Below are 25,612 nucleotides of genomic sequence, written 5' to 3'. Positions count from 1 at the left end.
TGATTCTGGTTTTCGGATTGGCTGCCGTTCATAAGGACAGGATTGTTTTTATGCGGAAACCAATACGCTTGGTCGTAACAAGATCAATGTCGAAGTTATAGTAATCTTCTTGTTAGCGGGTTTCTATTTTTCCGGCTCGGCATTGTTTGGAAACGTGGCGGATGCTCGCTTATTGTTTACACGAATACGATGGGTGTACAGGGCATCATCTTGGTCATCAGTCGGTTGGCTGATGCTCGGCAGCGTAGTTTGGGTTCGTCAAATACTGAAAGTTAGAGCTGAACCCGAGCGCTGCCGAAAGGCAGCGCTCGATTTTAGAGCTTTAACAAATTTTTGGAAGCTTTGAAATACGGTTGGAGTAGCACTCTATGGTATTTTTGAGCAGTAAGCAGATCAGCACGAGGCTGATAATATCTCCGGTTAGTAAAACCCTGGATCCGGACTCGTACGCAGTGGGGGATAGCCCTACGATAGTAGTTGCGCCTGTATGTAATAGCACTAGAAGTGCGCCAAGGTAAAATGCAGAGCTTGCATTGAGGGTCTTTCTCATTATATAGATCATGCTGATCAGTGATGTAATGGATAGCGTGTAAGATGAGAAATATGCAAGTCCAAAACCGGAGCTCAAATATCGAATGGAGTAATATTCGTTGTCGCCGGTTAGAAATATGTAGGAGAAGATGCCACCCTGGAAAGCTCCGCACATGAGTAGTATTAATGCAGTTCGTTTGAATGCAAAATTTTTCCCTATCGAAAGCAGGACGAGAAGCAATGCAATTGCTTTAGGGTAGAGATTGCCAGGATCAACATAGTGAGCATTGAATACATCAAAACCCGTCAAAACCTTTCTCAAGAATGAGTAATCCTTGAATTCCGGCATGTAAAGTACTTCTGAGGCCAGGCGAAGATAGTTTCCGGGGGCTGTGATCAGTAGGGTGAAGCCAGCGCTAACAACCAAATATAACGTGACTCTAAAGGTTATCAGGTTCTTGTGATCCCAAATGAGAAAGGCTGTAAATGCTCCGATCATCGAGATGCCGACCTGCTCTGATTGAGAGGCGATGAAGGCTAGCGGAATGGCTATAAATTTCTCGACGGTGGAAAAATTCTTAGGTCGAATGAAGATGGCAGTTGCGAACAGACCGCAAGAGATCGGTAGAAGATAATTATAAAAGCCAGTTACATAAAAAACGGTAGTGCCGAGAATGGCAGGATTGATGAGCAGCAGGAAAAACAGGCAGAGCGGAATCCCATGGTTGTAATCAATTTTATCCGATAAAAAAGATTTCCAAGTGGAATAAGCGGCCAGCAGTAAAAAAGTCGGAATTGCCAATTTCCAGAGTGAAGGTGTTGCAATGGTTAAAAACATAATGCTTTCAATTGCTATACGCCCTGTCCAGGTGTAATAGCGTTCAGATAAGTATTGCAGGAGGGGAGTTCCTGAAGTTGCAGCTTCTAGGAAAGTCTGGTCGTCCGAGAAAGGATTGAAATTCAGGGAGAAATAGAAGCTCAGATAAAATGCTGCTAGAAAAAGCAGAAAAGAAAGCATTTTGTATCGTGAGTAGTTACTTGCTGGTGCAGTCATTTGCGCCTCCGTAGTGCATTACACCTTTAGAATCTTCGACATATAATTCAAGCGACTTTCCGTAGTAAAGGCGTAGGTTGTATGCAATGCCGGAAACGTGAAAACCATGGAGGTGGAACTTGCTTTTTATTTTAAGGAAGTCGCTTACATCTTTTCTGTAAATACGTCTTGTCAGTAGTTTTATTGCTCCTCCGTCGCCGCTGGCAAAAAGGTGTATTTTAATGGTGTCATCGGGTAGGTCCAGAAGTGCCCACCCGCTGGCGGATATCCAGAAGGCGCCTATCTCACATTTATCAAAGTTGGCTTTCAGTTCGGGTATGTAGTTTTCTTTCGGGGGAAGGGGTTTGCGCTCTGTGGTGTTATTTGCAAGAAATAGTGCGGCGCCTATCAGTATGGCTGTTAGCAGCGCTAGCACATATCCTATTGCCCAGGGATCAAATGTTTTTTTTAACATTGAGGAAAAATATTTTGGCACGTCGGAGCCCCATGTGTGTTGCCAGAATCTAATTATTTGTTTTCGCTGAATACGAATTTTTTATTCAATATATAAAACACCGCGGTATAAGAGATCATTGCGAATACTTGCGCGATTTTCGGATCCAGTCCCGCCAGGCGATAGCCGGAGATCAACACCAGCTGGTTGATTCCAAAAGCAATGCCGAAAGCAACAATGAATTTCGGTATCGTATTTCGATCAGTGGTGGATTGATTGAACACAAAAGTCTTGTTGAGGATGAACGCGGCTATCAAGGCAATCACATAGCCAATGGCATTCGCATAGGAAGGGTTCATGTCCAGCAATGTGACAAGTAGCAGGAAAACGCCATAGCCGATGGCCGTATTGGCGACGCCTGCAAATATGAATTTGAGCGGTTGCATTTTCAGCGAGTCTTCCTAGTCGGACGGTAATTCTTCGAACAGTCGAGTGAAGATTTTCTGCCCTGTGCTTGTGCCTGCTTGTGCTTGCAGCGATTTCCAATAGCTGAGGGTATTGTCTAATTGGTCGGTATTTCTGGGGCCAATGACTATCCCGGACAGTGACGGGTTTACGAAGGAAGCGGCGAGCGCCAGCTCATTGAGCGTTGTGGGTCTTGGTTCGAATGCATGCGGCTCGTTGATGAAGTCGACGAGTTTCTGTGTAAACGCCTGAGGAATACTGATGTTGCGCAGTTCCATCGAGCTGTTCGTCTTGCTGGCTTCGGTCTTAAGGCCACCCAGATTGATACCGTAGGCCAGATACTTTGCATCGGGAAACCAGGCTTCGTAAGCTGCGCGAGCAGCATGGGTCTTGAGGTTCTCTTTGACCTGAATGGCCCATTTGCGAGAGAGCGACGGATTGGCCTTGTAATACAGCTCGGGATGCTTGATTCCCGAAAGACCGATACCGAGACCCTGCTGGTCAAGCCTGGACATGGCGTCGACGGTGTCTGCGATGGTTGCGCCGTACATGCTGTCATCCGAGCGATTGTCCCAGTGGATCGAAACGCAGGAAAGTGCCGAACCAAATTGACTGTGCAGGGTACTGGCCGCGCGATCTATATCATCCGGGCCCAGACTGACGTCAGGCGAACCCATATTGTCCTTCGAACCGATTTTGACAGTCAGTGCGAGGTTGGATTTGGGGTTTTGCCTGACCCAGTCAGCAATCCAGCGAACAGCGAGACCGAAGTCCTCCTGACGCTTGTTGATAGGGTAGTTCGTCGCGGTGTCGACCATTGTTCCGCCGCTGAGCAAAAACTGCTCGAGCAACTCATAGGCCTGGGCGCGGTCAATACCCCAGCCCCAGAGGGCGGTGCCCAATACCAACTGTTTATGGTCTGGCGAGAGATTCGAGTTCTTCATGCTTCACGCTTTGAGTTGTGCAGGCGTTGGCGCAGGGAAAACATCGCTTTGAGGTACTCGATGGTCAGTTTGAGCACTTTCACTTTCGAGTTCGGATCATCAGTCCAGGTGACCGGCAGGTCCATCACGCGGTATTTCAAGTGTTCGCCGGTGATCAGCAACTCGGTTGCAAAAAACCATCCGTCACTGTTGGCGCCTGTCTGCATCAAAGGGGCGAGAACACTGTGCTGGAGAAATTTGAACCCGCACATCCCATCGCTGAATGACGTTCGGAAAATCAGTTTGACGATGAGGTTAAAGCCAAAGCTGGTAACGTTTCTGAGGGGTTTGCGCCCGATGACCTTGGCGCCTTTGGCCAGGCGCGAGCCAGTCACGATATCTGCCTTGTTGGCTTTCAGCGCTTCGAGCGCCGGGCGCAGGTGGCTCAAGTCGGTCGCCAGGTCCAGATCCATGTAGCCGACGATATCGGCGCTCGATTGTGTCCAGGACGCTTTGAGCGCACGACCGACTCCGCGCTGTTCAAGGCGCAGGTAGCGAACGTCGGACAGGCTTTTTTCCAGCTCCAGAGCGATCTCTTGAGTTCGGTCGGTGGATCCATTGTCCGCGAGGACAATGCGAATGGTGCCGATATCACTCAGGTTGGCTTGAATATAATCGTGGGTTTTACGAACCTGTTCGGCCAGTGTTGACTCTTCGTTCAGGACCGGGATGGTAATTTCAATCAGCGAGTTCATTGTGCTTGCTCGGAAGAAGTGATTTGCGCGCCGGACAGGTTTTCAGTCTCGAGCTTTTCCAGCACGTCATAAATATTGTCGATCTTGCCACCCAGGATGGAATAACAGCCCGGAAGGGTTTCGTGTTTCTCGAACAAAATAGGTCGGCCATCGTCACCTTCATTTTTGCTGAGAATGGTTTTGACCTCGAAGAGTGAGTCTATGTATTCGGAGCCCAGTACTGAAGGCAAGTAGCGTCCAATGTCGCGGATCATACGATCGACCCGGGTATCCCTTTGGTAGCCGTCCAGCTTTTGATAGGGATTTGTATTGGGGTCGTCGGCCCAGTGCAGATGGGGCGTGTAGCGAACATGCGAAACCGTATGCAAGCCGCGAGCTGGAAAGGGCATAACGGAAAAGAACGGTCCATCCATTACGGTGATGCCCAGATCGCTGAGTGCTGGCGGCATTCGCATGAGCGCCATTTCGGTTATTTCCTGTTTCAACGCAGTGCGAGTGCCAGGAAAGTCGCCGCCAAACTGGTTCAGGCCACTGTAGGTGCAGTTGAAGACGTATCGAGCGCTGATCTGTTCCCGATCTTTGCCTTCGGGGGCCAGTGTAATGTTCAGCGACTGATTCGGGCTGTTGGCAATAGCTATGGCCTGGGTATTCAGGCGAATGCGGACACCGCTCTCCTGCAGTTCACTTAACGCCCATCTGGCAAGTTGGGTCGAATCGAATGCGTACTCCTCAACCAGAAAAACCTCTTCGATCAGCCGAGGCTCAAATAGAGATCGAAGTGCAGGGCTGGCTAGTTCGATTTTTGCTCCAATTTCCCTGTAGAAGCGTTCGAACTGGTTGGCAGTAACCTTCGAATTGCGTCGCGCGATCGCATACAGCTTGGTGAAGTCCTGTTTTACGGCTTCAGGCCAGTCCTGAACGAATTTCGGAAGGTTGATCCGGCTGCGGTAAGCCGTGGTGAAACTGCGCGGGTAGTGGTAGCCATTGTGTACGCGAGCCTGATTGTTATAAGAGGCCCGGCTCAACAGCGAAGATTCGCGCTCGATAAGCGTGACCTGTTTCATCCCGCGTTGTCTGGCAAGGTAAACCGCGATTGCTGCGCCGTAGAATCCCCCTCCGATAACGATCGCATCCTGCATATTGGTCGTCGACATCACGCCATTCTGCCTGAGGAGGTTTGAGGCGTTGCAGGCGATGCGACTTCTTCGATATTCAGCTTTTCCCGGCGGGTTATGCGCGCGCTGGTGAACTCCTGGGCAATATGATAGAGCGGCCCTTCATTGGTCAGGCTGGTCATGTGCAGGATGTATTCACCCAGTACCAGGAGCACCAGCGAAATCAGGAAAAACATACCGGATTGCTGTAAGGAGAGACTGATCCAGCCCGGTGCAATATCTGTTTTGAGAAGGCCACTGGCGACCACATAGAAGCTGTAGATGAGATTCGCGACTGCTCCAAACAGCGAAAGGGAAGTAACCAGCCGCATCGGCGCCCGAGTGGTCGACACCAACAGGAGCATGCCTCGATCAATACTTTCGCGCAGTCGTTTTTTCTGTGTAACCCGGGGGCTGGAACTGTAGTTCAGATTGGCACGGGCAAAACCGCCTGTCGCCGGGAGGTGTCGATAGGTTACCGACGGTTGAGGGTGTTGCAGGATGAAATTGATGACGCGTTTGCTGAGCACCCGATATTGCGGCGCCTCGGTGGCAAGATGTATGCCGTTGAACGATTTGTAGACTTTGTTGAAGACCGAATAGGCGACTTCGTAAGCGAGACTTTGTGCGGGTTTCTGTTTGTTCTTGGCAAAAACCACGTCTGCACCGCTGACTGCCTTGTCCAGCATTTCAGGCAAGAAAGCGATGTCATCAACGAGCGGATCAATCACCGCGACGAAATCGCCCAAGGCATTTTCCAGGCCAGCCCACGATGCGGTATCGGCATCGACCTCTTTGGTCAGTGCATAGACTTGCAAGTTTGGCAGGCCGTTTTCGCCAGTCAGGCTTTTTAGTATCGATATGCTGTCGTCATCCGAAGCATTATCGACAACAATAAGTTCATAGTCGCTAACGAGCGTGGACATCCGTTCAACTGCGTCTGCCAGGATACTTCCAATATGGTTAGATTGGTTGCGCACTACAAAGACAACCGAAAGAAATACCGGAAAAAATACCATTTAAAGTCCCTCGAGACGTCAGCCGTCGGCTGTCGTCCATTATTTCGAAAAAAAAGCCCGTAATCTTAATCTGCAAGGTAGGTCGCGTCATCCTTTTCGTTCGTGGCCTTCCGCACGAAAACCTGCAAAAACACCCTATCCGCTACTCACGACGATTGCAGGCAGCCATCCGAGGGACAATCCGTCGTGTATCCTAAGTCGTTTTGGTGCACCGGGCGCGGCCTGCCGCCGTCTCCCCTCATTTGCCTGCTCACTTGTTTCATCAAAGAGAGCGTGGGGCATCACGTGTGACATGTTTTACCTTTTGGAGTGATGTACTCGATGACTTTCTGGTGGCTCATACCTGCTATCTGCGGCCTCTCGTTTGCATTGACTGCCGGCCTTCGCCGATATGCGTTGGCTCGCAGCATGCTCGACGTGCCGAATGATCGCAGCTCTCACACTGTTCCCACTCCGCGTGGTGGTGGGGTATCGATCGTCGTGACCTTTTTGTCTGGCCTGGTGGCAATGTGGTCAGCAGGGTTGATCGATTCCGGCTTTTTTCTGGGCGCTGCCGGTGCGGGCGGCTTGGTGGCGGTGATCGGATTCATGGATGATCATGGCCATATTGCGGCTCGCTGGCGTTTGCTCGGCCATTTTTCTGCGGCGGCCTGGGTGTTGTGGTGGACCGGCGGACTGGCACCGGTGGAAGTGTTTGGTATGACCTTGGATCCAGGCTGGGTCGGCAATGTCTTCGCACTTTTTTATCTGGTATGGATGTTGAACCTATACAATTTCATGGATGGAATCGACGGCTTGGCCAGCGTCGAGGCAATCAGTGTCTGTGGTTCAGCCTGCCTTCTCTATTGGATCACCGGTCATGAGGGTTTTGTCTGGGCGCCATTGCTGTTGGCAATGGCGGTCCTGGGGTTTCTGGTCTGGAATTTTCCACCGGCAAAAATTTTTATGGGTGATGCCGGAAGCGGATTTCTGGGAATTATTTTGGGGGTCTTTGCACTACAGGCGGCATCGCTCAGCCCGGATCTCTTGTGGGCATGGCTGATCCTGCCGGGCGTGTTTATCGTCGATGCGACGTTTACGTTGCTAAGGCGTTTGCTGCGAGGCGAGAAGGTGTATGAAGCTCATCGAAGTCATGCCTACCAATACGCCTCGCGGGTTTATGGAAGGCATTTGCCGGTGACCACAGCCGTGGCGTTGATCAATGTGCTGTGGCTACTGCCGGTTGCCATCGCCGTAGTAGTGGCGGGGCTGGATGGAGCGGCAGGCCTGATAATTGCCTATGTGCCATTGCTGGTTCTGGCGGTAAAGTTTCATGCGGGTGAGTCTGAAGTCAAAACTGTGCAGGGCAAGGATCGTTAGACAAAATCCGTCTGGCCTCTAATTATTACGTACAATGAAGGCGGATTAAGTAGGCCAACGTGCCTGGTCGGTTGAGGTTTATGGATAAATTACGCGCCTTTTTGTTAGGTTTGCCACGCAGGCAAAAACGACTGATTCAAGTTGCCACAGATGTGTTTCTGGTCTGGGGTTCTCTTTGGCTTGCGTTCATCGTCCGGCTCGGCATCGACGATATGTACAACCCGCTTAAAGTACATTTCTGGTTGTTCGTCAGTGCCCCGATCGTTGCAATTCCGCTTTTCATCCGCTTCGGAATGTACCGTGCAGTCATGCGTTACTTCGGTAACGATGCGCTGATCGCGATCGTCAAGGCCGTCAGTCTTTCATCGCTGATCCTGGCGCTGGTGGTTTATTGGTACAGCAACCACGAGGCCGTGGTTCCCCGTTCCATCATTTTCAACTATTGGTGGCTCAGCCTTGTCATCATCGGCGGCCTGCGCCTGTGCATGCGCCAATATTTCATGGGCGACTGGTTTACCGCAGCCCAGCACGTGCCCTTCACCAACCGTGACGACGGGCTGACGAAAGTGGCAGTGTACGGTGCCGGCGTGGCGGGCAATCAACTGGTTGCGGCACTTCGCATGGGCCGGGTGCTGCGTCCCGTGGCGTTCATCGATGATGATCCGGGTATCTCGGACCGCTCGATTTCCGGCCTGCAGGTCTACAAGCCCAAACATATCCAGCAAATGATCGACGTGACCGGTGCCCAGGAAATTCTTCTGGCGCTGCCTTCCTCGACACGTGCCCGCCGTCGGGAAATTCTCAACCTCCTGGAAGGTTTCCCGCTGCACGTTCGCAGCGTCCCCAACTTTACCGATCTGGCCAGTGGCCGGGTAAAAGTCGAAGACATTCAAGAAGTCGATATTGCCGATCTGCTGGGGCGTGATGCGGTGCCGGCCCAGCCGGATTTGCTCGAGCGATGCATCAAGGGCAAGACCGTGATGGTCACCGGGGCAGGGGGATCCATCGGATCGGAGCTGTGCCGGCAGATATTCTCCTTGCAGCCGACCACGCTTCTGCTGTTCGAACACAGCGAATTCAACCTTTACAGCATTCTGTCTGAACTCGAACAGCGTGGCAGTCGTGAATCGACACCCGTTCGTCTGTTGCCGATCCTTGGATCGATCCGCCATCAGGACAAGCTGCTGGATGTGATGAAAACATGGAAGGTCGACACCGTTTATCATGCGGCGGCCTACAAGCATGTGCCGATGGTCGAGCACAACATCGCCGAAGGCGTGTTGAATAACGTGATTGGCACGCTCAACACGGCGCAAGCGGCGCTGCAGTCGGGCGTTTCGAATTTTGTGCTGATCTCGACTGACAAGGCTGTCCGTCCGACCAATGTCATGGGCAGCACCAAACGCCTTGCGGAGCTCACGCTTCAGGCTTTGAGTCGTGAAGTCGCGCCGGTGTTGTTCGGCGACAAGGCCAATGTTTCCCGCGTCAACAAGACCCGTTTCACCATGGTGCGTTTCGGTAATGTGCTGGGATCGTCCGGTTCGGTGATTCCGTTGTTTCACAGCCAGATCAAATCCGGTGGTCCCCTGACGGTCACACACCCGAAAATCACCCGTTATTTCATGACCATCCCTGAGGCAGCGCAGCTGGTCATTCAGGCTGGCTCGATGGGACAGGGTGGCGATGTGTTTGTGCTGGATATGGGAGAACCGGTGAGAATCGTCGAATTGGCGGAGAAAATGATTCATCTCTCCGGCTTGAGTATCCGTTCAGAACGCAATCCCCAAGGCGATATTTCCATTGAATTCACCGGCCTGCGACCAGGGGAAAAGCTTTACGAAGAATTGTTGATTGGCGACAACGTGGCAGCCACTTCCCATCCGATGATCATGACGGCCAATGAGGATCATTTGTCCTGGGATGTCCTGAAGGCGCGATTGAGTGAGTTGCTGGACGCCGTTGAGCGCGATGATTATTCCAGGGTTCGTCAGTTGCTGAGAGAGACGGTCAGCGGGTATACCCCTGATGGCGAGATAGTTGACTGGATCTATCAGCAACGCCGCCTGGAACCCTGATTGTTTCACATCCTGTAACGGACGCGTTTTTGACAGGCTCCCATCATCGCCTAAGTTTGGAGAGCAGCTTCGGAAAAGCTGCTTTCTCAATTGATGATGGAGCGTCACTTATGCGTACCGGATATTTCTACTCCCTGATTTTTGCCTTGCTGACCAGCGCCTCGATTGCCGCCATTGCTGCGCCTCTGGCTTCCTCCGAAGCGAACAAGGCTCCCGTGGTGATGAACACGTCAGCCACTTCTGAAAATCAGAAGGTCGATCTGAACGGTGCCGACGCGGCCACTCTGCAAAAGGAGCTGGCAGGAGTGGGTGAGGCCAAGGCGAAAGCGATTGTTGCTTATCGTGAAATAAACGGGCCGTTTGCATCGGTGGATGAGTTGTTGGAGGTGAAAGGTATTGGCAAGGCGATCCTGGATCGCAATCGCGACAAGCTGGAAGTGAACTAAGCTGATTGTTCAACGCCAAGGGGCCGGTCATTGACCGGCCCTTTTTGTTTCCAGCTTCCTTGAAGCGTCGCAGCAGGGTCAATTGACTTTCCGTCGGAAAGTGGAAAATTACGGCTATCATATTGCCTTTAAATTATGCCTATAATAATTTCAGTCGCCACTGAAGCCTCTGCTTTTCAGCGGTCGCTCATCCCTTACGTATTCCAGGAGTATCGTCATGAATTCCCCGAAATCCCAAGGTACGGCGCTGGTCACGGGCGCTTCTTCCGGCATTGGTGCGGTGTATGCCGAGCGTCTGGCGGCGCGTGGTTTTGATCTGTTGCTGGTGGCTCGCGATCAGGAACGCCTGGAGTCTGCTGCCAGCAAATTGCGAAACGACCATGGCGTTCAGGTCGAAGTGCTCAAGGCCGATCTGACGCAAAAGGATGAAGTGCTCAAGCTTGAGCAGCGCCTGCGCAGCGACTCCGGCATAAGCCTGTTGGTCAACAATGCGGGGGTAGCGGTCAATGGGTTGCTGGCCAACGCCGACCCCGAGGTGCTGGAGCAACTGATTCAGTTGAATGTCACAACCCTGACTCGCCTGGCAGCCGCAGCGGCAGCCGCGTTCACCCGCGCCGGGCGCGGCACGATCATCAATATCGCGTCAGTGGTCGCCTTGTTCCCCGAGCGCTTCAATGCCACCTACAGTGCCAGCAAGGCCTACGTGTTGAGCCTCACTCAATCGCTGAATACGGAACTCGAAGGCACCGGGGTCAAGGTACAAGCGGTATTGCCAGGTGTTACCCGCACCGAAATCTGGGCGCGTTCCGGTTTTGATGCCAGCGGTATTCCGGCTGAGATGGTCATGGAGGCAGGCGAGATGGTGGATGCGGCGCTGTCGGGTCTGGACCAGGGCGAACTCGTGACGATTCCTTCGCTGCCCGATGCCAATGAATGGCAAGCTTTCGTTGCTGCACGTCATGTGATGGCCCCCAATCTGTCCCACAGCTCGGCGGCCAGCCGATACAAGTAGATGACTTTTGAGTCGTGAGAGGTCAACCCGATATGGATCAGCGTCGAGTAGTTGTCACGGGTATGGGCCTGGTATCGCCCTTGGGAAGTGGCGTCGAAGTTGTCTGGCAGCGTTTGCTGGCCGGGCGATCCGGATTACGCAACCTGCCGGAGGCGGTCGTTGCGGATCTGCCGACGCGGGTTGGTGGCGTAGTGCCGACGATGGAGGAGGACGCCGAAGCCGGTTTCGATCCGGATCGGGCGACGCCGCCCAAAGAACAGAAGAAGATGGATCGTTTCATTCTGTTTGCCATGGAGGCTGCACGGCAGGCGCTTGAGCAGGCTGACTGGCATCCGTCTGACTCCCACGCTCAAGAGCGCACGGCGACCATCATCGGTTCCGGTGTCGGTGGCTTCGGTGCAATTGCCGATGCTGTGCGCACCACCGACAGCCGTGGTCCGCGTCGCTTGTCGCCGTTCACCATCCCTTCGTTTCTGGTCAACCTTGCGGCGGGCCATGTCTCGATCCAGCACAGTCTGAAGGGGCCGCTAGGTGCGCCGGTCACCGCGTGTGCCGCTGGCGTGCAGGCGATCGGTGACGCCGCTCGGCTGATTCGTGCCGGCGAGGCCGACATTGCTGTGTGCGGTGGTGCGGAAGCATGCATCGACCGCGTGAGCCTCGCCGGATTTGCAGCGGCGCGGGCGCTCTCCGGTGGCTACAACGACACGCCCGAGCGTGCGTCGCGCCCGTTCGACAGCGGGCGTGACGGGTTTGTGATGGGCGAGGGGGCCGGGTTGCTGGTGATCGAGTCGCTGGATCACGCATTGGCCCGTGGTGCAAAGCCACTGGCCGAACTGGTCGGCTACGGCACCAGCGCCGACGCCTATCATCTGACTGCCGGGCCGGAAGACGGCAGCGGAGCTCGACGAGCCATGACGCTGGCGCTGGCTCAAGCCGGTATCGCGCCGGATCAGGTGCAGCATCTGAATGCGCATGCGACCTCGACGCCGGTTGGCGATCTCGGCGAGCTGGCGGCCATCAAGTCGGTGTTCGGGACGCAGAACAAGATCGCCGTGACCTCGACCAAATCCGCCACCGGCCATTTATTGGGAGCTGCCGGTGGCCTCGAAGCTATCTTCACGTTGCTGGCTATCCGCGACCAGACCGCTCCGCCGACCCTCAACCTGGACAATCCCGACCCGGCCAGCGAAGGAGTGGACATTGTCCACGGTCAGGCGCGGTCAATGCCGATCGAATACGCGCTGTCCAACGGTTTCGGTTTCGGTGGGGTCAATGCCAGCGTGCTGTTCAAGCGCTGGCAGGCTTAGTCTTCGGAGCGCTTGAGGTGTTCGCGGGTGACGTCGAGGATCTGTTGGGCAAACCCGGCATCCGCGACGCTGCGTGAGAGCAGGAGCGCGCCCGCCAGTGTCGCCATGATGACGATGCTGCGTTCGGCCGCGTTCTCGCCTTCGAGGGTGTTCTGGATCTGATCCAGACGCGCTTTCAGCACGGCGTCGCTGGTCGGGCTAGGTTGGCCGCGCAATCCCAGTTCCGAAGAAATGGTCAGCAGCGGGCAGCCTTCATGCGGAGAGGTCTGGTGCCATTCGGACAGGTACGTATCAATGAAGGCTTCCAGCGGTTTTTCCTGGGCGAACAGCTCCTCGCACAAACCTGCAACCTGGTCACCAGCCGCTTGCAGGGCTTTTTCGACCAGATCGTCCTTGGATTTGAAATGCGAATAAAAGCCGCCGTGGGTCAGGCCCAGCGCCTTCATCAAAGGTTGCAGACCGGTCGCACCGATGCCGTCCTTGCGGAAGCGCTCGGATGCTTCCTTGATAATGCGCTGATGGGTCTGGGCTTTATGATCTTGCGAGTAACGCATTTAAACTCTCCGCAACAGGATCACCATCTTAACCAATGAAAATTGAATGGTGACTGTACTTCTACTTCTAAAAAGCCTGCCGTTGAATCCAACAAGTTCGTAACAGCCATCAACGGTTGGCACGGATAGTGGTTGCAGCTCACAAAGTTGCCATCACCGAAGGAGCAGGAGAACCATGTACAAAGACTATCCGGCCGCCTATCAAGTCAGTAAGGGCTCGGCCTTGCAGGTCGATGCACCGTTCTACGAGCGGATTCGCGACCGCAAGGACGCGCGGACCCTGATCGAGCAATTCGAAGTGCCGATCCGCACCGGCCGCGCCTGGCATGTTCCGGCGGGCCATGTGTTTCGTGTCACCACACCGGTGGGGCCTCAGGTGGGCGACTTCAATGTGTGGAATGCCCACGATCCGCGTGAACGGATGTGGGCGGCGCGCACTCGGCAACTGCAGGGCGCCCATGTCAGCACCCATGACCGCCTCTGGTCGAACCTACCTTTTCTGCGACCGCTGGTGACCATTACCGACGACAGCCTCGCCGATTACGGCATCGATGAGCATGGCGGGCGCCTGCACGATTTGCTCGGTACGCGCTGTGATCCCTACGTGAACAAGATGCTCACCGGCGAAGATTTCCACCACCACTGCCACTCTAACCTGACCCGCGCCGTACTACCGCACGGCCTGACCGAATTCGATGTGCATGACGTACTGAACATTTTCCAGTGCACGGGTCTGAATCACGATGACTTGTACTTCATGAAGGCCTGCCCGGCGCAGAAGGGCGATTATCTGGAATTCTTCGCGGAAATCGATTTGCTGTGTGCGCTGTCGACGTGTCCCGGCGGCGATCTGTCGCTGGCGATGTGGGGCCCGGACGCGCAGGATCCGCTGACCGTGTGCCGACCGCTCGGCGTGGAAATCTATCGTCTGGACGATGCGCTGCTCGAAGGCTGGAGCCAACCGGAGCGCGCGGCGTACAAAGGCCTGCATGGCTTGCACATTGCCAGGGCCGAATGGGAAAAGTGACCGCGATAAAAAAACAAACCCCGCCGATTCAGGCGGGGTTTTTCGTTCAGCGGTCCTGCGCGTCCTTGATGTCCGCTTCGGCATTGCGCTCGGCAACGCGTTGACGTTGTTCTTCGGTCAGTTCGACCTTGTTGGCGGTGTCGCGCAGCATCATCAGACCCCCCACGATCGAGCCGATTGCAACGACCAGAATCAACCAGGCATACCAGGGCATAGCGGCTCTCCTTAATGGCAGGTCGCCGGGCGAGGATTTCGCCGGCGATGCTGCTTACCACGTTTGAGCGATGGGAAATCGCAGTGGTTCCATTTTAGGCCTGTTATGCCCGGTGCAGTTAAAGCCCGGTCAGCATGGTGTCCGCCGGAGCGTTCGCGCGCAATTGCCCGGTGAGCAAAAAGTAGCCGAAGCCGACCGCCATGAAGCCCAGGAAAATCAGGCCGATCAGCGCATTGAACCAGGCCATTGCCACCAGGCACACGATCGCCAGCACCAGCGCAATGAACGGGATCAATGGGTAGCACGGCGCGCGGAAAGTCCGCTCCAGATTCGGTTCGCTTTTGCGCAGCTTGAAAAGACTGAGCATGCTCATGATGTACATCACGATGGCGCCGAACACGGCCATGGTGATCATCGCGGCGGTGAGGGTCATGCCGCCGAGATTGATCAGGCCGTCGCTGTAAATGGCCGCAATGCCAATGATTCCGCCGGCGATGATCGCCCGGTGCGGCGTCTGGAAGCGCGACAGCTTTGCCAGCGAGGCGGGCAGATAACCCGCGCGGGCGAGGGCGAAGAACTGCCGCGAGTAGCCGAGAATGATCCCGTGGAAACTCGCCACCAGACCGAACAGCCCGATCCACACCAGCATGTGCAGCCAGCCGGAATTGTCGCCGACCACAGCTTTCATCGCCTGTGGCAGCGGGTCGTTGATGTTCGACAGGGTGCGCCAGTCGCCGACGCCGCCGGCAAAGAACATCACGCCCATCGCCAGCAGCACCAGGGTCAGGATGCCGCTGATGTAAGCCTTGGGAATCGTGCGTTTCGGATCCTTGGCTTCTTCGGCCGCCATGGCCGCGCCTTCAATCGCGAGGAAGAACCAGATCGCAAACGGGATCGCCGCGAACATCCCGGCAATCGCCGGTGCGCCGAACACGTCCGCGCCGGCCCAACCATTGAGCGCGAAGTTGCTGAAACTGAAGGCGGGTGCGACCACGCCCATGAACACCAGCAACTCGGCGACGGCCAGCACGCAGACGATCAACTCGAAGGTCGCCGCCAGTTTCACACCGAGGATGTTCAACCCCATGAACACGATATACGCGCCGACCGCTGCGTGTTTCGGATCGAGGGCGGGAAACTGCACGTTGAGGTAGGCGCCAATTGCCAAAGCAATGGCAGGTGGGGCGAAGACAAATTCGATCAGCGTCGCCAGGCCTGCGATCAATCCGCCTTTTTCACCGAAAGCCCGGCGGCTGTAGGCAAACGGCCCGCCCGCGTGCGGAATCGCAGTGGTCAGTTCGGTGAAGCTGAAAATGAAGCAGGTGTACATGGTCGCGACCATGAACGAGGTCACCAGAAAGCCCAATGTTCCGGCGACGCCCCAGCCATAGCTCCAGCCGAAATACTCCCCGGAAATCACCAGCCCCACCGCAATGCCCCACAGATGCAGCGTACCCAGCGTGGGTTTGAGTTGTGTGTTCATGTGTTTGCTCCCTGAACGGTTTGGAAAGCTCGGGGGAGGGCGTGTGCAGTGGGCGTGCCATTTTGTATTGGCGGGTCGCAATGGGCTGAAAGCTGTCGTATCGGGGATGTTCGCGACTCGATAGCCACATTTCTGTGCGCCAGTCAGGTGCGTCGGCCCTCGAGAGCAGTCGTAAAGAAGGCATAAACCCACTCTTTACGCATTCTTTATGCCCCGCCCGCACCCTCGGTCTCGTTCCTTTACAGCCTCCTTTCCGACAATGCCTCCACACGCGGCAATACGCCGTAACACGGAGATCTTCCATGAGCGTTCTGGACGGGGTGTCCCTGCTGCTGGCAGCGGGGCTGTTCATTTATCTGTTGGTTGCGCTGTTGCGCGCGGACCGGAACTAGGAGCTGCTATGCACAGTTATGACTATTGGCAGATCCTCGCGTTTTTCGCGTTGGTGTTGCTGCCGGCGCCGTTCCTCGGGCGCTTCTACTACAAGGTGATGGAAGGTCAGCGCACCTGGCTGACGCCGATTCTCGGCCCGGTCGAGCGCGGCTGTTACCGCATTGCCGGGGTCGATCCGCAAGCCGAACAGAGCTGGCAGAAGTACACGCTGGCGCTGCTGGCGTTCAACCTCGCGGGTTTCCTGTTGTTGTTCGCGATCCTGTTGTTCCAGGATCACCTGCCGCTGAACCCGCAAAACCTGCCGGGCCAGGAGTGGACGCAAGCGTTCAACACCGCCGTCAGCTTCATGACCAACACTAACTGGCAGTCCTACAGCGGAGAAGCGACCCTCAGCTACCTGAGCCAGATGGCCGGTCTCACCGTGCAGAACTTCGTCAGCGCCGCCACCGGCCTCGCCGTGCTCGTTGCGTTGTGCCGTGGCATCGGTCGCAAATCGGCCAAGACCCTGGGTAACTTCTGGGCCGACATGACCCGCGCCACCCTCTACGGCCTGCTGCCACTGTGCCTGCTGCTGGCGCTGTACCTGGTATGGCAGGGCGTGCCGCAGACCTTCGCGCAATATGTGAATGCGGTGACGATGCAAGGCGTCGATCAGGTGATCCCGCTCGGCCCCGCAGCCAGCCAGATTGCGATCAAGCAGCTGGGCACCAACGGCGGTGGTTTCTTCGGCGTCAACTCGGCGCATCCGTTCGAGAACCCGACCGCATGGAGCAACCTGTTCGAAGTCACCTCGATCATCCTGATCCCGGTCGCGCTTGTGTTCACCTTCGGTCACTACGTGAAGGATTTGCGTCAGAGCCGCGCCATCATCGGTTGCATGCTCGCGCTGTTCCTGATCGGCGGCGCTACGTCGATGTGGGCCGAGTATCAGCCGAACCCGGCCCTGAACAACGTGGCCGTCGAACAGACCGCGCCGCTGGAAGGCAAGGAATCGCGCTTCGGCACTACCGCCACCGTGCTCTGGTCGGTGACCACTACGGCGGCGTCGAACGGTTCGGTCAACGGCATGCATGACAGCCTCAACCCGCTCAGCGGCATGGTGGCGCTGGTCAACATGATGGTCGGCGAGGTGATCTTCGGCGGCGTCGGTGCCGGGCTCTACGGCATGTTGCTGAACGTGCTGATCGCGGTGTTCCTCGCCGGCCTGATGATCGGCCGCACCCCGGAATACCTCGGCAAGAAACTCCAGGCCCGCGAAGTGCAATTGCTGGTCGTGACCCTGCTGGTGATGCCGGTCGGCGTGCTGGTACTGGGGGCGATTGCCGCTGCATTGCCTGGCCCGGCGGCGACCATCAGCAACCCCGGCCCCCACGGTTTCAGCCAGCTGCTGTACGCCTACACCTCGGCCAGTGCCAACAACGGTTCGGCGTTCGGTGGCCTGAGTGCCAACACCCCGTTCCACAACCTGATGCTGGGCCTTGGCATGTTGATCGGTCGCTTCGGTTACATCCTCCCGGTACTGGCCCTGGCCGGCAGCCTGGCGATGAAGAAAACCGCGCCGATCGGCCAGAACAGCTTCCCGACCCACGGCCCGCTGTTCGTGACCCTGTTGACCGTGACCATTTTGCTGGTGGGCGGCCTGACCTTCCTGCCGACCCTGGCGCTCGGCCCGATTGCCGAACACCTGAGCATGGGCTTCTAAGGAATCCATCATGAATATGCATGTTCCAGCTTCAAAACCTGCGGTAGCTGCCAAGTCGGCAGAAGCGCCCAAAACCGCGATCAGCGCCCTGTGGCGTCCGGCGTTGGTGCAAGCGTTCGTCAAGCTTGACCCGCGCCAGCTGGTGCGCTCGCCGGTGATGCTGGTGGTTGAACTGACCGCGATTTTCACCACCGTGCTGTGCTTCATCCCGGACAACGTCGTGCCGACCTTCGTTGCAGCGCAAATCGCCCTGTGGCTGTGGTTCACCGTGCTGTTCGCCAACTTCGCCGAAGCGCTGGCCGAAGGTCGCGGCAAGGCCCGTGCCGACAGCCTCAAGGCCGGCAGCGAAGGCCTGAGCGCCCGGCGTAAACTGGCCAACGGCAGCTTCCAGGTGGTGCCGGCCGCCAGCCTGCGCAAGGGCGATGTGGTGCGCGTCGAAGCCGGGGAAATGATCCCCGGCGACGGCGAGGTTATCGAAGGTATCGCGGCGGTCAACGAAGCGGCGATTACCGGTGAATCGGCTCCCGTGATTCGTGAGTCCGGCGGCGACCGTTCCGCCGTCACCGGCAATACACGTCTGGTGTCCGACTGGCTGCTGGTGAAGATCACCGCCAACCCCGGCGAGTCGACTCTGGACCGCATGATCGCGCTGGTCGAAGGCGCCAAACGCCAGAAGACCCCGAACGAAGTGGCGCTGGACATCCTGCTGATCGGCCTGACCCTGATCTTCCTGCTGGTGGTCGTGACCCTGCAACCGTTCGCCCACTTCGCCAACGGCAGCCTGCCGCTGGTGTTCCTGGTGGCGCTGTTGGTCACGCTGATTCCGACCACCATCGGTGGCCTGCTGTCGGCCATCGGTATCGCCGGGATGGATCGTCTGGTGCGTCTGAACGTGATCGCCAAGTCCGGTCGCGCAGTGGAAGCGGCGGGTGATGTGCACGTGTTGCTGCTGGACAAGACCGGCACCATCACCTTCGGCAATCGTCGTTGCAGCGCGGTGTATGCCGCGCCGGGTGTGAATGCCCGTGAGCTGGCCGAAGGCGCGCTGTTCGCCTCGCTGGCCGATGAAACCGCCGAAGGCAAGTCCATTGTCGAGTACCTGCGCGGCTCCAGTCCGCAGCCGGAACCCGCAACTGAAACGTTGACTGCCGTACCGTTCAGCGCCGAAACCCGCTTGTCCGGCGTCGACTATCAGGGCCGTGTATTCCGCAAGGGCGCGGTGGATTCGCTGCTGGCCTTCCTCGGTCAACAACGCAAGGATCTGGCGCCGGCGCTGTCCCGTGAAATCGACAAGATTGCCCAGAGCGGCGGCACCCCGTTGCTGGTCTGCGCCGACGGCAAGCTGCTCGGTGCGATCCATCTGAAAGACGTGGTCAAGCCGGGCATCCGCGAGCGTTTCGCCGAGCTGCGCAAACTGGGGATCCGCACGGTGATGGTCACCGGCGACAACCCGCTGACCGCTGCGGCGATTGCCGCTGAGGCAGGCGTCGACGATGTGCTGGCCGAAGCGACACCGGAGAAAAAACTCGCCCGCATCCGTCACGAACAGAACGACGGTCGTCTGGTCGCGATGTGCGGCGACGGCGCCAACGATGCCCCGGCGCTGGCCCAGGCTGACGTCGGCATGGCGATGAACGACGGCACTCAGGCCGCCCGCGAAGCGGCCAACATGGTCGACCTCGACAGCGACCCGACCAAACTGCTGGACGTGGTGCAGATCGGTAAGGAATTGCTGGTGACTCGCGGCGCATTGACGACCTTTTCCATCGCCAACGACGTGGCCAAGTACTTTGCGATCCTGCCGGCGCTGTTCGCTGCGATCTACCCGCAACTGGGCGTGCTGAACATCATGCACTTGAGCAGCCCGCAGAGCGCAATCCTGTCGGCCATCGTCTTCAACGCCCTGATCATTGTCGTGCTGATCCCGCTGGCCCTGCGCGGCGTGCGAGTGCAGGCGGCGAGTGCGGCGGCGCTGCTGCGACGCAATCTGCTGATCTATGGCCTGGGCGGGATTCTGGTGCCGTTCGTGGGGATCAAGGCGATCGACATGCTGTTGACGGCGTTGCATCTGGTTTGAACCTGAACAGCGGTGTGCCGGGCACACCGCTTCAAGCACGAATTCGAGGATTCTGAAATGTCCACAATGTTACGTCCGGCCCTGAGCCTGCTGGTGCTGATGACCCTGGTCACCGGCGTTGCCTATCCACTGGTCGTCACAGGCGTTGCCCAGGTCGCCTTCCCTGAGCAGGCCAATGGCAGCCTGGTGCGCGATGCCGAAGGCAAGGTGCGCGGCTCGTCGCTGATCGCTCAGGATTTTGTCGGCGATGCCTGGTTCCATCCACGTCCTTCGGCCGGTGCCTTTGCCACCGTTTCGAGCAGCGCGAGCAACCTGGCGCCGAGCAATCCGGCGCTGGCCACTCGGGTGATCGATGACGCCAACAAGCTGCTGGTGCCCGGTCAGGGCCCGGTGCCGCTGGCGCTGCTGACCACCTCCGGCAGCGGTCTCGATCCGCACTTGCCACCGGCCGCGATTGCCTATCAACTGGCGCGTGTCGCCCACGCGCGCAATTTGCCGGTGGCGACTTTGCAGCAGTTGCTCGACGCGCACATCGAACAGCCGCTGGTGGGCCCGCCGGTGGTGAATGTGCTGGCGTTGAACATGGCGCTGGAAAAGCTGTAATGAATCCTTCAGGAAGAGAGCTTCAAGCATGAGTGACTCCGGCCGCGCCGACGCGCTGTTAGCAGAACTGCCCCGCGACGGACGCGGCCGGCTCAAGGTTTTTCTCGGCGCCGCGCCGGGCGTGGGCAAGACCTTCGCCATGCTGCAGGCCGCCCACAGCCAGCTGCGCCAGGGCGTGAAAGTCATCGCCGGTGTGGTCGAAACCCACGGCCGCGCCGAAACCGAAGCGTTGCTCGGCGGCTTGCCGCAATTGCCGCTGGTGCGTTCGGAATACCGTGGCGTGACGCTGGAGGAAATGGACCTCGACGGTCTGCTCGCAGCAAAACCGAAACTGGTGCTGGTCGACGAACTCGCCCACAGCAACGCCCCCGGCAGTCGCCACGCGAAACGCTGGCAGGACATTCAGGAACTGCTCGCCGCCGGTATCGACGTCTACACCACGGTCAACGTCCAGCACCTGGAAAGCCTCAACGATCAGGTGCGTGGCATCACCGGCGTGCAGGTGCGCGAAACCCTGCCGGACTGGGTGCTGCAGGAAGCCTACGAACTGCTGTTGATCGACCTGCCGCCCCGGGAGTTGCTCGAGCGCCTGCGCGAAGGCAAGGTCTATGTGCCGGAGCAGGCACGGGCCGCGATCGATGCGTTTTTCACCCAGACCAACCTCACCGCGTTGCGGGAACTGGCGATGCAGACCGCGGCGGCGCAGGTCGACAACGATCTGGCCCAGGGCTACCGCAAGCTCGGTCAGGCCGCGCCGGCGGTGCGCGGTCGCCTGCTGGTCGGCGTCGATGGCAATGCCGATGCCGAACGTCTGGTGCGTCACGCCAGCCGTGTCGCCCAGCGTCGGCATTTGCCGTGGAGTCTGGTGCACGTCGATAACGGCAGTGTGCGCGACGAGCAATCGCGGCTGCGCCTGCAAGGCGCCCAGCAACTGGCCGAACGGCTTGGCGGGGAAGTGGTGCTGTTGCGGGCCGGTGAAGTGGCGAAGACCCTGATCCAGCACGCTACCGAGCGCCGGGCCAGTCTGGTGCTGGTTGGCCAGTCAAGGCCGAGCCTGCGCCGGCGCTTGTTCGGTGGTGGACTGGCGGCGCGTCTGTTGCGTCAGTCCCATGGCCTGGAAATCAACGTGCTGGACAGCGATCACGAGCAGCACGCGCCACGCCTGCGGACCGCGCCGACGCTGGTGTGGTTCGACTATGCGCTGGCGCTGGTGGCGACCATTCTGGCCAGTGCGCTGGCGTGGGCGGTGTCCAGCGTATTGCCTTTGCCGAACATCTCGCTGGTGTTCCTCGCGGCAGTGTTGCTGGTGGCGGTGCGCAGCAGTCTCGGGCCTTCACTGGCCTGTGCGGCGTTGTCGTTTCTGACCTATGACTTTCTGTTCATTCCGCCGAATTTTTCCTTCGCCATCCAGCGCGAAGAAGACGTGCTGACCTTGCTGTTCTTCCTGCTGATGGCGGCGCTCACCGGCAATTTGGCGGCGCGTCAGCGGCGGCAATTGCAGGCGTTGCGCGATACCCAGGAAGAGACCACCGAGCTGCTCGACCTGTCGCGCAAACTCACCGCCGCCACCGACCGTCAGGCCGTGGTCAGCGCCGCCGCCCAGCACCTCAATGGCTGGAGCGATCTGCAATTGTGCCTGCTCAATCGCGACGGGCAGGGCGGCTGGAAAGTCGAGACCGGTGGGCCGTTGCAGTTCACTGAATCCGAACGCGCCGCTGCCGACTGGGCCTGGCAACACGATCAACCGGCGGGCATGGGCACCGGCACGTTGCCGTTCGGGCGTTGGTGGTGGTGGCCGCTGTCGGTTGAAGACGGGCCGCTCGCACTGCTCGGTGTGTGTGCCAAAGAAGGCCAGACATTGAGTGGCCAACGCCGGCGTCTGTTAACCGCGCTGAGCCAGCCACTGGCCCAGGCACTGGCCCGGGCGCAACTGGCCGATGATCTGGAAGCCGCGCGTCTGCACGGTGAAACCGAACAACTGCGCAGTGCCTTGCTCGCCTCGGTGTCCCACGATCTACGCACGCCGCTGACCTCGATGCGCGGCAGCATCGACAGCCTGCTGGCCCTCGGCGAAGCGATCCCGCTGGAGGATCGCCGCGAATTGCTCGAAGGCACCCGTGATGAAGCCGAGCGTCTCGACCGCTATATCCAGAACCTGCTGGACATGACCCGCCTCGGTCACGGCGCCCTGAAACTGGCGCGGGACTGGGTGTCACCGGCGGACATCGTCGGCAGTGCGCTCAATCGCCTGCGCGCCGTGCTTTCATCTTTGCAGGTGAGCACCGATGTACCGGCCGAGTTGCCACTGCTGTTCGTCCATGCCGCGTTGATCGAACAGGCGCTGGTGAATGTGCTGGAAAACGCTGCGCGATTCTCGCCGTCCCACGGCCGTCTGCAACTGCGCGCCGGGGCGGATGACAGCGAGGTGTTTTTCTCCGTCAGCGATGAAGGACCGGGGATTCCGGTCGATGAACGAGCGAAGATTTTCGACATGTTCTACACCGCCGCCCGGGGCGATCGTGGCGGGCAGGGCACCGGCCTGGGGCTGGCGATCTGTCAGGGCATGGTCGGCGCCCATGGCGGGCGGATCAGTGTCGGCGACGGCATCGACGGACACGGCACCTGCATCACCCTGCACCTGCCCTTGCAGGCGCAACCGGGGATGGACGGTGAAGCCTGAATCCGCCTGCGCTACTCTCTTGCCAATCTTTTGTGTTGATGTGAACTCATGACTCAGACCGCGACCATTTTGGTCATCGACGATGAACCGCAGATCCGCAAGTTCCTGCGCATCAGCCTCGCTTCCCAGGGCTACAAAGTGCTGGAGGCCGGCACCGGCGCCGAGGGTCTGGCCCAGGCGGCGCTGAACAAGCCTGACCTGCTGGTGCTCGACCTCGGCCTGCCGGACATGGACGGCCAGCAAGTGCTGCGCGAGTTTCGCGAGTGGGCCACGGCGCCGGTGCTGGTGCTGTCGGTGCGGGCCAGCGAAGGGCAGAAAGTCCAGGCGCTGGATGGCGGCGCCAATGATTACGTGACCAAGCCGTTCGGCATTCAGGAGTTTCTCGCCCGGGTGCGAGCATTGTTGCGTCAGGCGCCGGCCGGCGAAGCGCAACAGGCAGCGCTGGCCTTCGGCCCGCTGACAGTGGATCTGGCCTATCGCCGGGTGCTGCTCGACGGCGTCGAAGTTGCCCTGACCCGCAAGGAATACGCCGTGCTTGCGCAACTGGCGCGGCATCCGGGGCGGGTGATTACCCAGCAGCAATTGCTCAAGGATATCTGGGGCCCGACCCACACCGAGGACAGTCATTACCTGCGGATCGTCGTCGGCCATCTGCGGCAGAAACTGGCGGACGATCCGACGCGGCCACGATTCATCGTGACCGAGGCCGGTGTCGGCTATCGATTGTTGAACGAGAACAGCCTTTAGCTCTGCTCGCTCTCATAGCGATCCAGCGTATCCCGGGCAATTTCGCGACCCAGCGCGATCAGCTCCGGCGCCTTGTAGAACTCGAAGAACCGGCAGACCCGCTTCGGCACGTTGATCAGGATGTCCGGGGGATACCCGGCGATCTTGTATTGCGCCAGCGAGGTCTGCATCACCTCGAAACTCTGGTTGATCAGGTCCAGCAATGACGCCGGCCCGACGTTATCGACGATGAACGAACCGGTGGCGGACTTCGGTGCGCCGTCGCGCTCGGGAGCGGCGGCCGGTTGCTGGGTTTCGGGCTCTGCGCCTTCGACCCATGGATTGATCTCGGCGGCCTCGGCACGCAGCGCTTCTTGTTCCAGTCGCAGCAGTTGCTCGGCTTGTGTGCGGCGGAACGGCATCTTTGAACCGAGTGAACTGATCAGATTGTCGAAGCGGCTACGAAACGCGGCAGGGCGCTGGATCACCGGCAATTTGTAATGGCGCTGGTTGGTCGAGTTGAGATTGACCGCGATGATCAGATCGCAGTGGCTCGACACCACCGGCACGATCGGCAACGGATTGAGAATGCCGCCGTCCACCAGCATCCGGTTGCCCTGCATCACCGGGGTGAACAGGCTGGGAATCGCCGCCGAGGCGCGCATGGCCTGATGCAGGCAGCCTTCCTGAAACCAGATTTCCTGCTGATTGGTGAGATCGGCGGCCACGGCTGTGTAGGGGATGCGCAGATCCTCGATGTTGATTTCGCCGACGATCTTGCGGATCTGGCCGAAGACCTTTTCGCCACGGATTGCACCGAGGCGGAAACTCACGTCCACCAACCGCAGCACATCGAGGTAATCCAGGCCTTCGATCCAGCGTCGGTACTCGTCGAGTTTGCCGGCGGCGTAGATGCCGCCAACCACCGCCCCCATCGAACAACCGGCAATGCAGGCGATGTCGTAACCACGCCGTTCGATCTCCTCGATGACCCCGATATGGGCATAGCCCCGGGCGCCACCGGAGCCCAGCACCAGTGCGACACGCTTTTTCATCAGACTTCCTCCCCGACAGGTTTCCACAATGCACCCATCGAGGGCCGGGCTACAATCGTCAGGGTCGTTCGGGGTGGCGCTGGCGTCGTTATTTCGATACTTCATGACCCGCTGGCGTTATCTTTTGCCGTGCGGTGGATTCACGGGGCACAAGGCACTTTTTCACCGCCCCAACGTCTTAATTGCACGACTGTTGACCTATCTTTGAGGTGTAAGTGATGAAAGCCTGGATCTGTGTGCCCTTGATTGCTCTGGCATTGGCCGGTTGCGCCGGCAAGACCGCCTACCGCGACAGCTGCGGCAGCCAGCTCGATGCGGCATGGCATGAGCTGGATCTGGCCAAGGCCGAGGGCTTTGCCGGCACGGTCAGCTATTCCAAGGCCCTGTCGTTGCTGACAGCGGCCAAGACTCAGCAGCAATTCGAAGGGTTCGAGGGTTGCAGCAAAAAAGCCGAGAAGGCGCGTTTCTACATTCGCGAATCCCGCGCCGGGCGCTAAGCTGCTGACGTAGCGCAAGTGCAGATGCCTTGCGCAGGTACACACTCATGCAGCGCCATTGAATTCAG

The 25,612-nt window shown here is 58.1% G+C and carries 24 protein-coding genes; 13 read left to right on the top strand and 11 right to left on the bottom strand.

The window, feature by feature from the left end; genetic code table 11:
* Nucleotides 1–322: 322 nt before the first annotated feature.
* From ACKLNA_RS19725 to ACKLNA_RS19695, 7 genes are read right to left on the bottom strand one after another with little or no spacing between them, the layout of a single operon-like run.
* On the bottom strand, nucleotides 323–1,585 hold the full coding sequence (locus tag ACKLNA_RS19725; protein WP_408986822.1) for a hypothetical protein: 1,263 nt from the start codon (nucleotides 1,583–1,585) through the stop codon (nucleotides 323–325).
* Nucleotides 1,566–2,060, bottom strand: coding sequence for a hypothetical protein (locus ACKLNA_RS19720; RefSeq protein ID WP_408986821.1), 495 nt, complete (start codon nucleotides 2,058–2,060; stop codon nucleotides 1,566–1,568). The genes ACKLNA_RS19725 and ACKLNA_RS19720 overlap by 20 nt, the downstream gene beginning before the upstream one ends.
* Nucleotides 2,061–2,092: 32 nt before the next feature.
* The gene (locus tag ACKLNA_RS19715) at nucleotides 2,093–2,464 is read right to left on the bottom strand and encodes a GtrA family protein (protein ID WP_408986820.1); all 372 of its coding nucleotides are present in this window, start codon (nucleotides 2,462–2,464) and stop codon (nucleotides 2,093–2,095) included.
* A 15-nt stretch (nucleotides 2,465–2,479) separates the two neighbouring features.
* Nucleotides 2,480–3,427: an aldo/keto reductase gene (locus ACKLNA_RS19710; RefSeq protein WP_408986819.1), complete on the bottom strand. Its 948-nt coding sequence runs from the start codon at nucleotides 3,425–3,427 to the stop codon at nucleotides 2,480–2,482.
* Nucleotides 3,424–4,161: a glycosyltransferase gene (locus ACKLNA_RS19705; protein WP_408986818.1), complete on the bottom strand. Its 738-nt coding sequence runs from the start codon at nucleotides 4,159–4,161 to the stop codon at nucleotides 3,424–3,426. Before ACKLNA_RS19705 ends, ACKLNA_RS19710 begins: the two co-directional genes overlap by 4 nt.
* Entirely contained in the window at nucleotides 4,158–5,315 is a 1,158-nt protein-coding gene (locus ACKLNA_RS19700) for an NAD(P)/FAD-dependent oxidoreductase (RefSeq protein ID WP_408986817.1), read from the bottom strand. Before ACKLNA_RS19700 ends, ACKLNA_RS19705 begins: the two co-directional genes overlap by 4 nt.
* Entirely contained in the window at nucleotides 5,315–6,334 is a 1,020-nt protein-coding gene (locus ACKLNA_RS19695) for a glycosyltransferase (RefSeq protein WP_408986816.1), read from the bottom strand. Before ACKLNA_RS19695 ends, ACKLNA_RS19700 begins: the two co-directional genes overlap by 1 nt.
* A 321-nt stretch (nucleotides 6,335–6,655) precedes the next feature.
* Between ACKLNA_RS19695 and ACKLNA_RS19690 the strand changes: the two genes are divergently transcribed.
* The 5 genes from ACKLNA_RS19690 to fabF all read left to right on the top strand — a co-directional run bounded on the left by ACKLNA_RS19690 (nucleotide 6,656) and on the right by fabF (nucleotide 12,533).
* On the top strand, nucleotides 6,656–7,693 hold the full coding sequence (locus ACKLNA_RS19690) for an MraY family glycosyltransferase (protein ID WP_408986815.1): 1,038 nt from the start codon (nucleotides 6,656–6,658) through the stop codon (nucleotides 7,691–7,693).
* An 80-nt stretch (nucleotides 7,694–7,773) separates the two neighbouring features.
* Nucleotides 7,774–9,768, top strand: a complete 1,995-nt coding sequence (locus ACKLNA_RS19685) for a polysaccharide biosynthesis protein (RefSeq protein WP_408986814.1) — start codon at nucleotides 7,774–7,776, stop codon at nucleotides 9,766–9,768.
* Between the two features lie 110 nt (nucleotides 9,769–9,878).
* The gene (locus ACKLNA_RS19680; RefSeq protein ID WP_408986813.1) at nucleotides 9,879–10,214 is read left to right on the top strand and encodes a ComEA family DNA-binding protein; all 336 of its coding nucleotides are present in this window, start codon (nucleotides 9,879–9,881) and stop codon (nucleotides 10,212–10,214) included.
* 217 nt (nucleotides 10,215–10,431) lie between these two features.
* A complete protein-coding gene (locus ACKLNA_RS19675) occupies nucleotides 10,432–11,226 on the top strand; it encodes an SDR family NAD(P)-dependent oxidoreductase (protein ID WP_408986812.1) in 795 nt (264 codons plus the stop codon).
* A gap of 32 nt (nucleotides 11,227–11,258) precedes the next feature.
* Complete coding sequence (fabF, locus tag ACKLNA_RS19670) at nucleotides 11,259–12,533, top strand: beta-ketoacyl-ACP synthase II (RefSeq protein WP_408986811.1); 1,275 nt, start codon at nucleotides 11,259–11,261, stop codon at nucleotides 12,531–12,533.
* Here fabF and ACKLNA_RS19665 read toward each other — a convergent pair.
* Entirely contained in the window at nucleotides 12,530–13,087 is a 558-nt protein-coding gene (locus ACKLNA_RS19665; protein ID WP_408986810.1) for a TetR/AcrR family transcriptional regulator, read from the bottom strand. The genes fabF and ACKLNA_RS19665 overlap by 4 nt on opposite strands.
* 175 nt (nucleotides 13,088–13,262) lie before the next feature.
* Between ACKLNA_RS19665 and ACKLNA_RS19660 the strand changes: the two genes are divergently transcribed.
* Nucleotides 13,263–14,114: an urea carboxylase-associated family protein gene (locus ACKLNA_RS19660; RefSeq protein WP_408986809.1), complete on the top strand. Its 852-nt coding sequence runs from the start codon at nucleotides 13,263–13,265 to the stop codon at nucleotides 14,112–14,114.
* Between the two features lie 46 nt (nucleotides 14,115–14,160).
* Here ACKLNA_RS19660 and ACKLNA_RS19655 read toward each other — a convergent pair whose 3' ends face one another.
* Nucleotides 14,161–14,328 (bottom strand): DUF2897 family protein, encoded by a 168-nt coding sequence (locus ACKLNA_RS19655; protein ID WP_065257130.1) that lies wholly within the window; start codon nucleotides 14,326–14,328, stop codon nucleotides 14,161–14,163.
* A gap of 118 nt (nucleotides 14,329–14,446) precedes the next feature.
* A complete protein-coding gene (eat, locus tag ACKLNA_RS19650; protein WP_408986808.1) occupies nucleotides 14,447–15,811 on the bottom strand; it encodes an ethanolamine permease in 1,365 nt (454 codons plus the stop codon).
* A 302-nt stretch (nucleotides 15,812–16,113) separates the two neighbouring features.
* Between eat and kdpF the strand changes: the two genes are divergently transcribed.
* Genes kdpF through ACKLNA_RS19620 form a run of 6 tightly spaced genes read left to right on the top strand, consistent with a single transcriptional unit; the run spans nucleotide 16,114 to nucleotide 24,013 of the window.
* Complete coding sequence (gene kdpF / locus ACKLNA_RS19645) at nucleotides 16,114–16,203, top strand: K(+)-transporting ATPase subunit F (protein WP_007963673.1); 90 nt, start codon at nucleotides 16,114–16,116, stop codon at nucleotides 16,201–16,203.
* Between the two features lie 8 nt (nucleotides 16,204–16,211).
* On the top strand, nucleotides 16,212–17,906 hold the full coding sequence (kdpA, locus tag ACKLNA_RS19640) for a potassium-transporting ATPase subunit KdpA (protein WP_408986807.1): 1,695 nt from the start codon (nucleotides 16,212–16,214) through the stop codon (nucleotides 17,904–17,906).
* 10 nt (nucleotides 17,907–17,916) lie between these two features.
* Nucleotides 17,917–19,983, top strand: a complete 2,067-nt coding sequence (gene kdpB, locus ACKLNA_RS19635; RefSeq protein WP_408986806.1) for a potassium-transporting ATPase subunit KdpB — start codon at nucleotides 17,917–17,919, stop codon at nucleotides 19,981–19,983.
* Between the two features lie 57 nt (nucleotides 19,984–20,040).
* Complete coding sequence (gene kdpC, locus ACKLNA_RS19630) at nucleotides 20,041–20,586, top strand: potassium-transporting ATPase subunit KdpC (RefSeq protein WP_192552149.1); 546 nt, start codon at nucleotides 20,041–20,043, stop codon at nucleotides 20,584–20,586.
* 28 nt (nucleotides 20,587–20,614) lie between these two features.
* A complete protein-coding gene (locus tag ACKLNA_RS19625) occupies nucleotides 20,615–23,266 on the top strand; it encodes a DUF4118 domain-containing protein (RefSeq protein ID WP_408986805.1) in 2,652 nt (883 codons plus the stop codon).
* 48 nt (nucleotides 23,267–23,314) lie between these two features.
* A complete protein-coding gene (locus ACKLNA_RS19620; RefSeq protein WP_134827679.1) occupies nucleotides 23,315–24,013 on the top strand; it encodes a response regulator in 699 nt (232 codons plus the stop codon).
* On the opposite strand, the gene ACKLNA_RS19615 is transcribed toward ACKLNA_RS19620, so the two are convergent.
* The gene (locus tag ACKLNA_RS19615) at nucleotides 24,010–25,047 is read right to left on the bottom strand and encodes a patatin-like phospholipase family protein (RefSeq protein ID WP_408986804.1); all 1,038 of its coding nucleotides are present in this window, start codon (nucleotides 25,045–25,047) and stop codon (nucleotides 24,010–24,012) included. The two genes, ACKLNA_RS19620 and ACKLNA_RS19615, sit on opposite strands and share 4 nt — an antisense overlap.
* Nucleotides 25,048–25,265: 218 nt before the next feature.
* On the opposite strand from ACKLNA_RS19615, the gene ACKLNA_RS19610 reads away from it, so the two are divergent.
* The gene (locus ACKLNA_RS19610; protein ID WP_041069470.1) at nucleotides 25,266–25,544 is read left to right on the top strand and encodes a hypothetical protein; all 279 of its coding nucleotides are present in this window, start codon (nucleotides 25,266–25,268) and stop codon (nucleotides 25,542–25,544) included.
* Nucleotides 25,545–25,612 lie beyond the last annotated feature (68 nt).

It is taken from the genome of Pseudomonas sp. UV AK001 (genome assembly GCF_046097675.1).
Classification (GTDB): domain Bacteria; phylum Pseudomonadota; class Gammaproteobacteria; order Pseudomonadales; family Pseudomonadaceae; genus Aquipseudomonas; species Aquipseudomonas kribbensis.
The sequence above is the reverse complement of the archived record's forward strand: the minus strand, read 5'-3'. Positions and strand labels throughout refer to the sequence as shown.

Excerpts from the sequence above, each read along its gene's own strand:
- ACKLNA_RS19725 (WP_408986822.1), bottom strand. The coding sequence starts at position 1,585 with ATGACTGCACCAGCAAGTAACTACTCACGATACAAAATGCTTTCTTTT.
- ACKLNA_RS19715 (WP_408986820.1), bottom strand. The coding sequence starts at position 2,464 with ATGCAACCGCTCAAATTCATATTTGCAGGCGTCGCCAATACGGCCATC.
- ACKLNA_RS19710 (WP_408986819.1), bottom strand. The coding sequence starts at position 3,427 with ATGAAGAACTCGAATCTCTCGCCAGACCATAAACAGTTGGTATTGGGC.
- ACKLNA_RS19705 (WP_408986818.1), bottom strand. The coding sequence starts at position 4,161 with ATGAACTCGCTGATTGAAATTACCATCCCGGTCCTGAACGAAGAGTCA.
- ACKLNA_RS19700 (WP_408986817.1), bottom strand. The coding sequence starts at position 5,315 with ATGTCGACGACCAATATGCAGGATGCGATCGTTATCGGAGGGGGATTC.
- ACKLNA_RS19695 (WP_408986816.1), bottom strand. The coding sequence starts at position 6,334 with ATGGTATTTTTTCCGGTATTTCTTTCGGTTGTCTTTGTAGTGCGCAAC.
- ACKLNA_RS19690 (WP_408986815.1), top strand. The coding sequence starts at position 6,656 with ATGACTTTCTGGTGGCTCATACCTGCTATCTGCGGCCTCTCGTTTGCA.
- ACKLNA_RS19685 (WP_408986814.1), top strand. The coding sequence starts at position 7,774 with ATGGATAAATTACGCGCCTTTTTGTTAGGTTTGCCACGCAGGCAAAAA.
- ACKLNA_RS19680 (WP_408986813.1), top strand. The coding sequence starts at position 9,879 with ATGCGTACCGGATATTTCTACTCCCTGATTTTTGCCTTGCTGACCAGC.
- ACKLNA_RS19675 (WP_408986812.1), top strand. The coding sequence starts at position 10,432 with ATGAATTCCCCGAAATCCCAAGGTACGGCGCTGGTCACGGGCGCTTCT.
- fabF (WP_408986811.1), top strand. The coding sequence starts at position 11,259 with ATGGATCAGCGTCGAGTAGTTGTCACGGGTATGGGCCTGGTATCGCCC.
- ACKLNA_RS19665 (WP_408986810.1), bottom strand. The coding sequence starts at position 13,087 with ATGCGTTACTCGCAAGATCATAAAGCCCAGACCCATCAGCGCATTATC.
- ACKLNA_RS19660 (WP_408986809.1), top strand. The coding sequence starts at position 13,263 with ATGTACAAAGACTATCCGGCCGCCTATCAAGTCAGTAAGGGCTCGGCC.
- ACKLNA_RS19655 (WP_065257130.1), bottom strand. The coding sequence starts at position 14,328 with ATGCCCTGGTATGCCTGGTTGATTCTGGTCGTTGCAATCGGCTCGATC.
- eat (WP_408986808.1), bottom strand. The coding sequence starts at position 15,811 with ATGAACACACAACTCAAACCCACGCTGGGTACGCTGCATCTGTGGGGC.
- kdpF (WP_007963673.1), top strand. The coding sequence starts at position 16,114 with ATGAGCGTTCTGGACGGGGTGTCCCTGCTGCTGGCAGCGGGGCTGTTC.
- kdpA (WP_408986807.1), top strand. The coding sequence starts at position 16,212 with ATGCACAGTTATGACTATTGGCAGATCCTCGCGTTTTTCGCGTTGGTG.
- kdpB (WP_408986806.1), top strand. The coding sequence starts at position 17,917 with ATGAATATGCATGTTCCAGCTTCAAAACCTGCGGTAGCTGCCAAGTCG.
- kdpC (WP_192552149.1), top strand. The coding sequence starts at position 20,041 with ATGTCCACAATGTTACGTCCGGCCCTGAGCCTGCTGGTGCTGATGACC.
- ACKLNA_RS19625 (WP_408986805.1), top strand. The coding sequence starts at position 20,615 with ATGAGTGACTCCGGCCGCGCCGACGCGCTGTTAGCAGAACTGCCCCGC.
- ACKLNA_RS19620 (WP_134827679.1), top strand. The coding sequence starts at position 23,315 with ATGACTCAGACCGCGACCATTTTGGTCATCGACGATGAACCGCAGATC.
- ACKLNA_RS19615 (WP_408986804.1), bottom strand. The coding sequence starts at position 25,047 with ATGAAAAAGCGTGTCGCACTGGTGCTGGGCTCCGGTGGCGCCCGGGGC.
- ACKLNA_RS19610 (WP_041069470.1), top strand. The coding sequence starts at position 25,266 with ATGAAAGCCTGGATCTGTGTGCCCTTGATTGCTCTGGCATTGGCCGGT.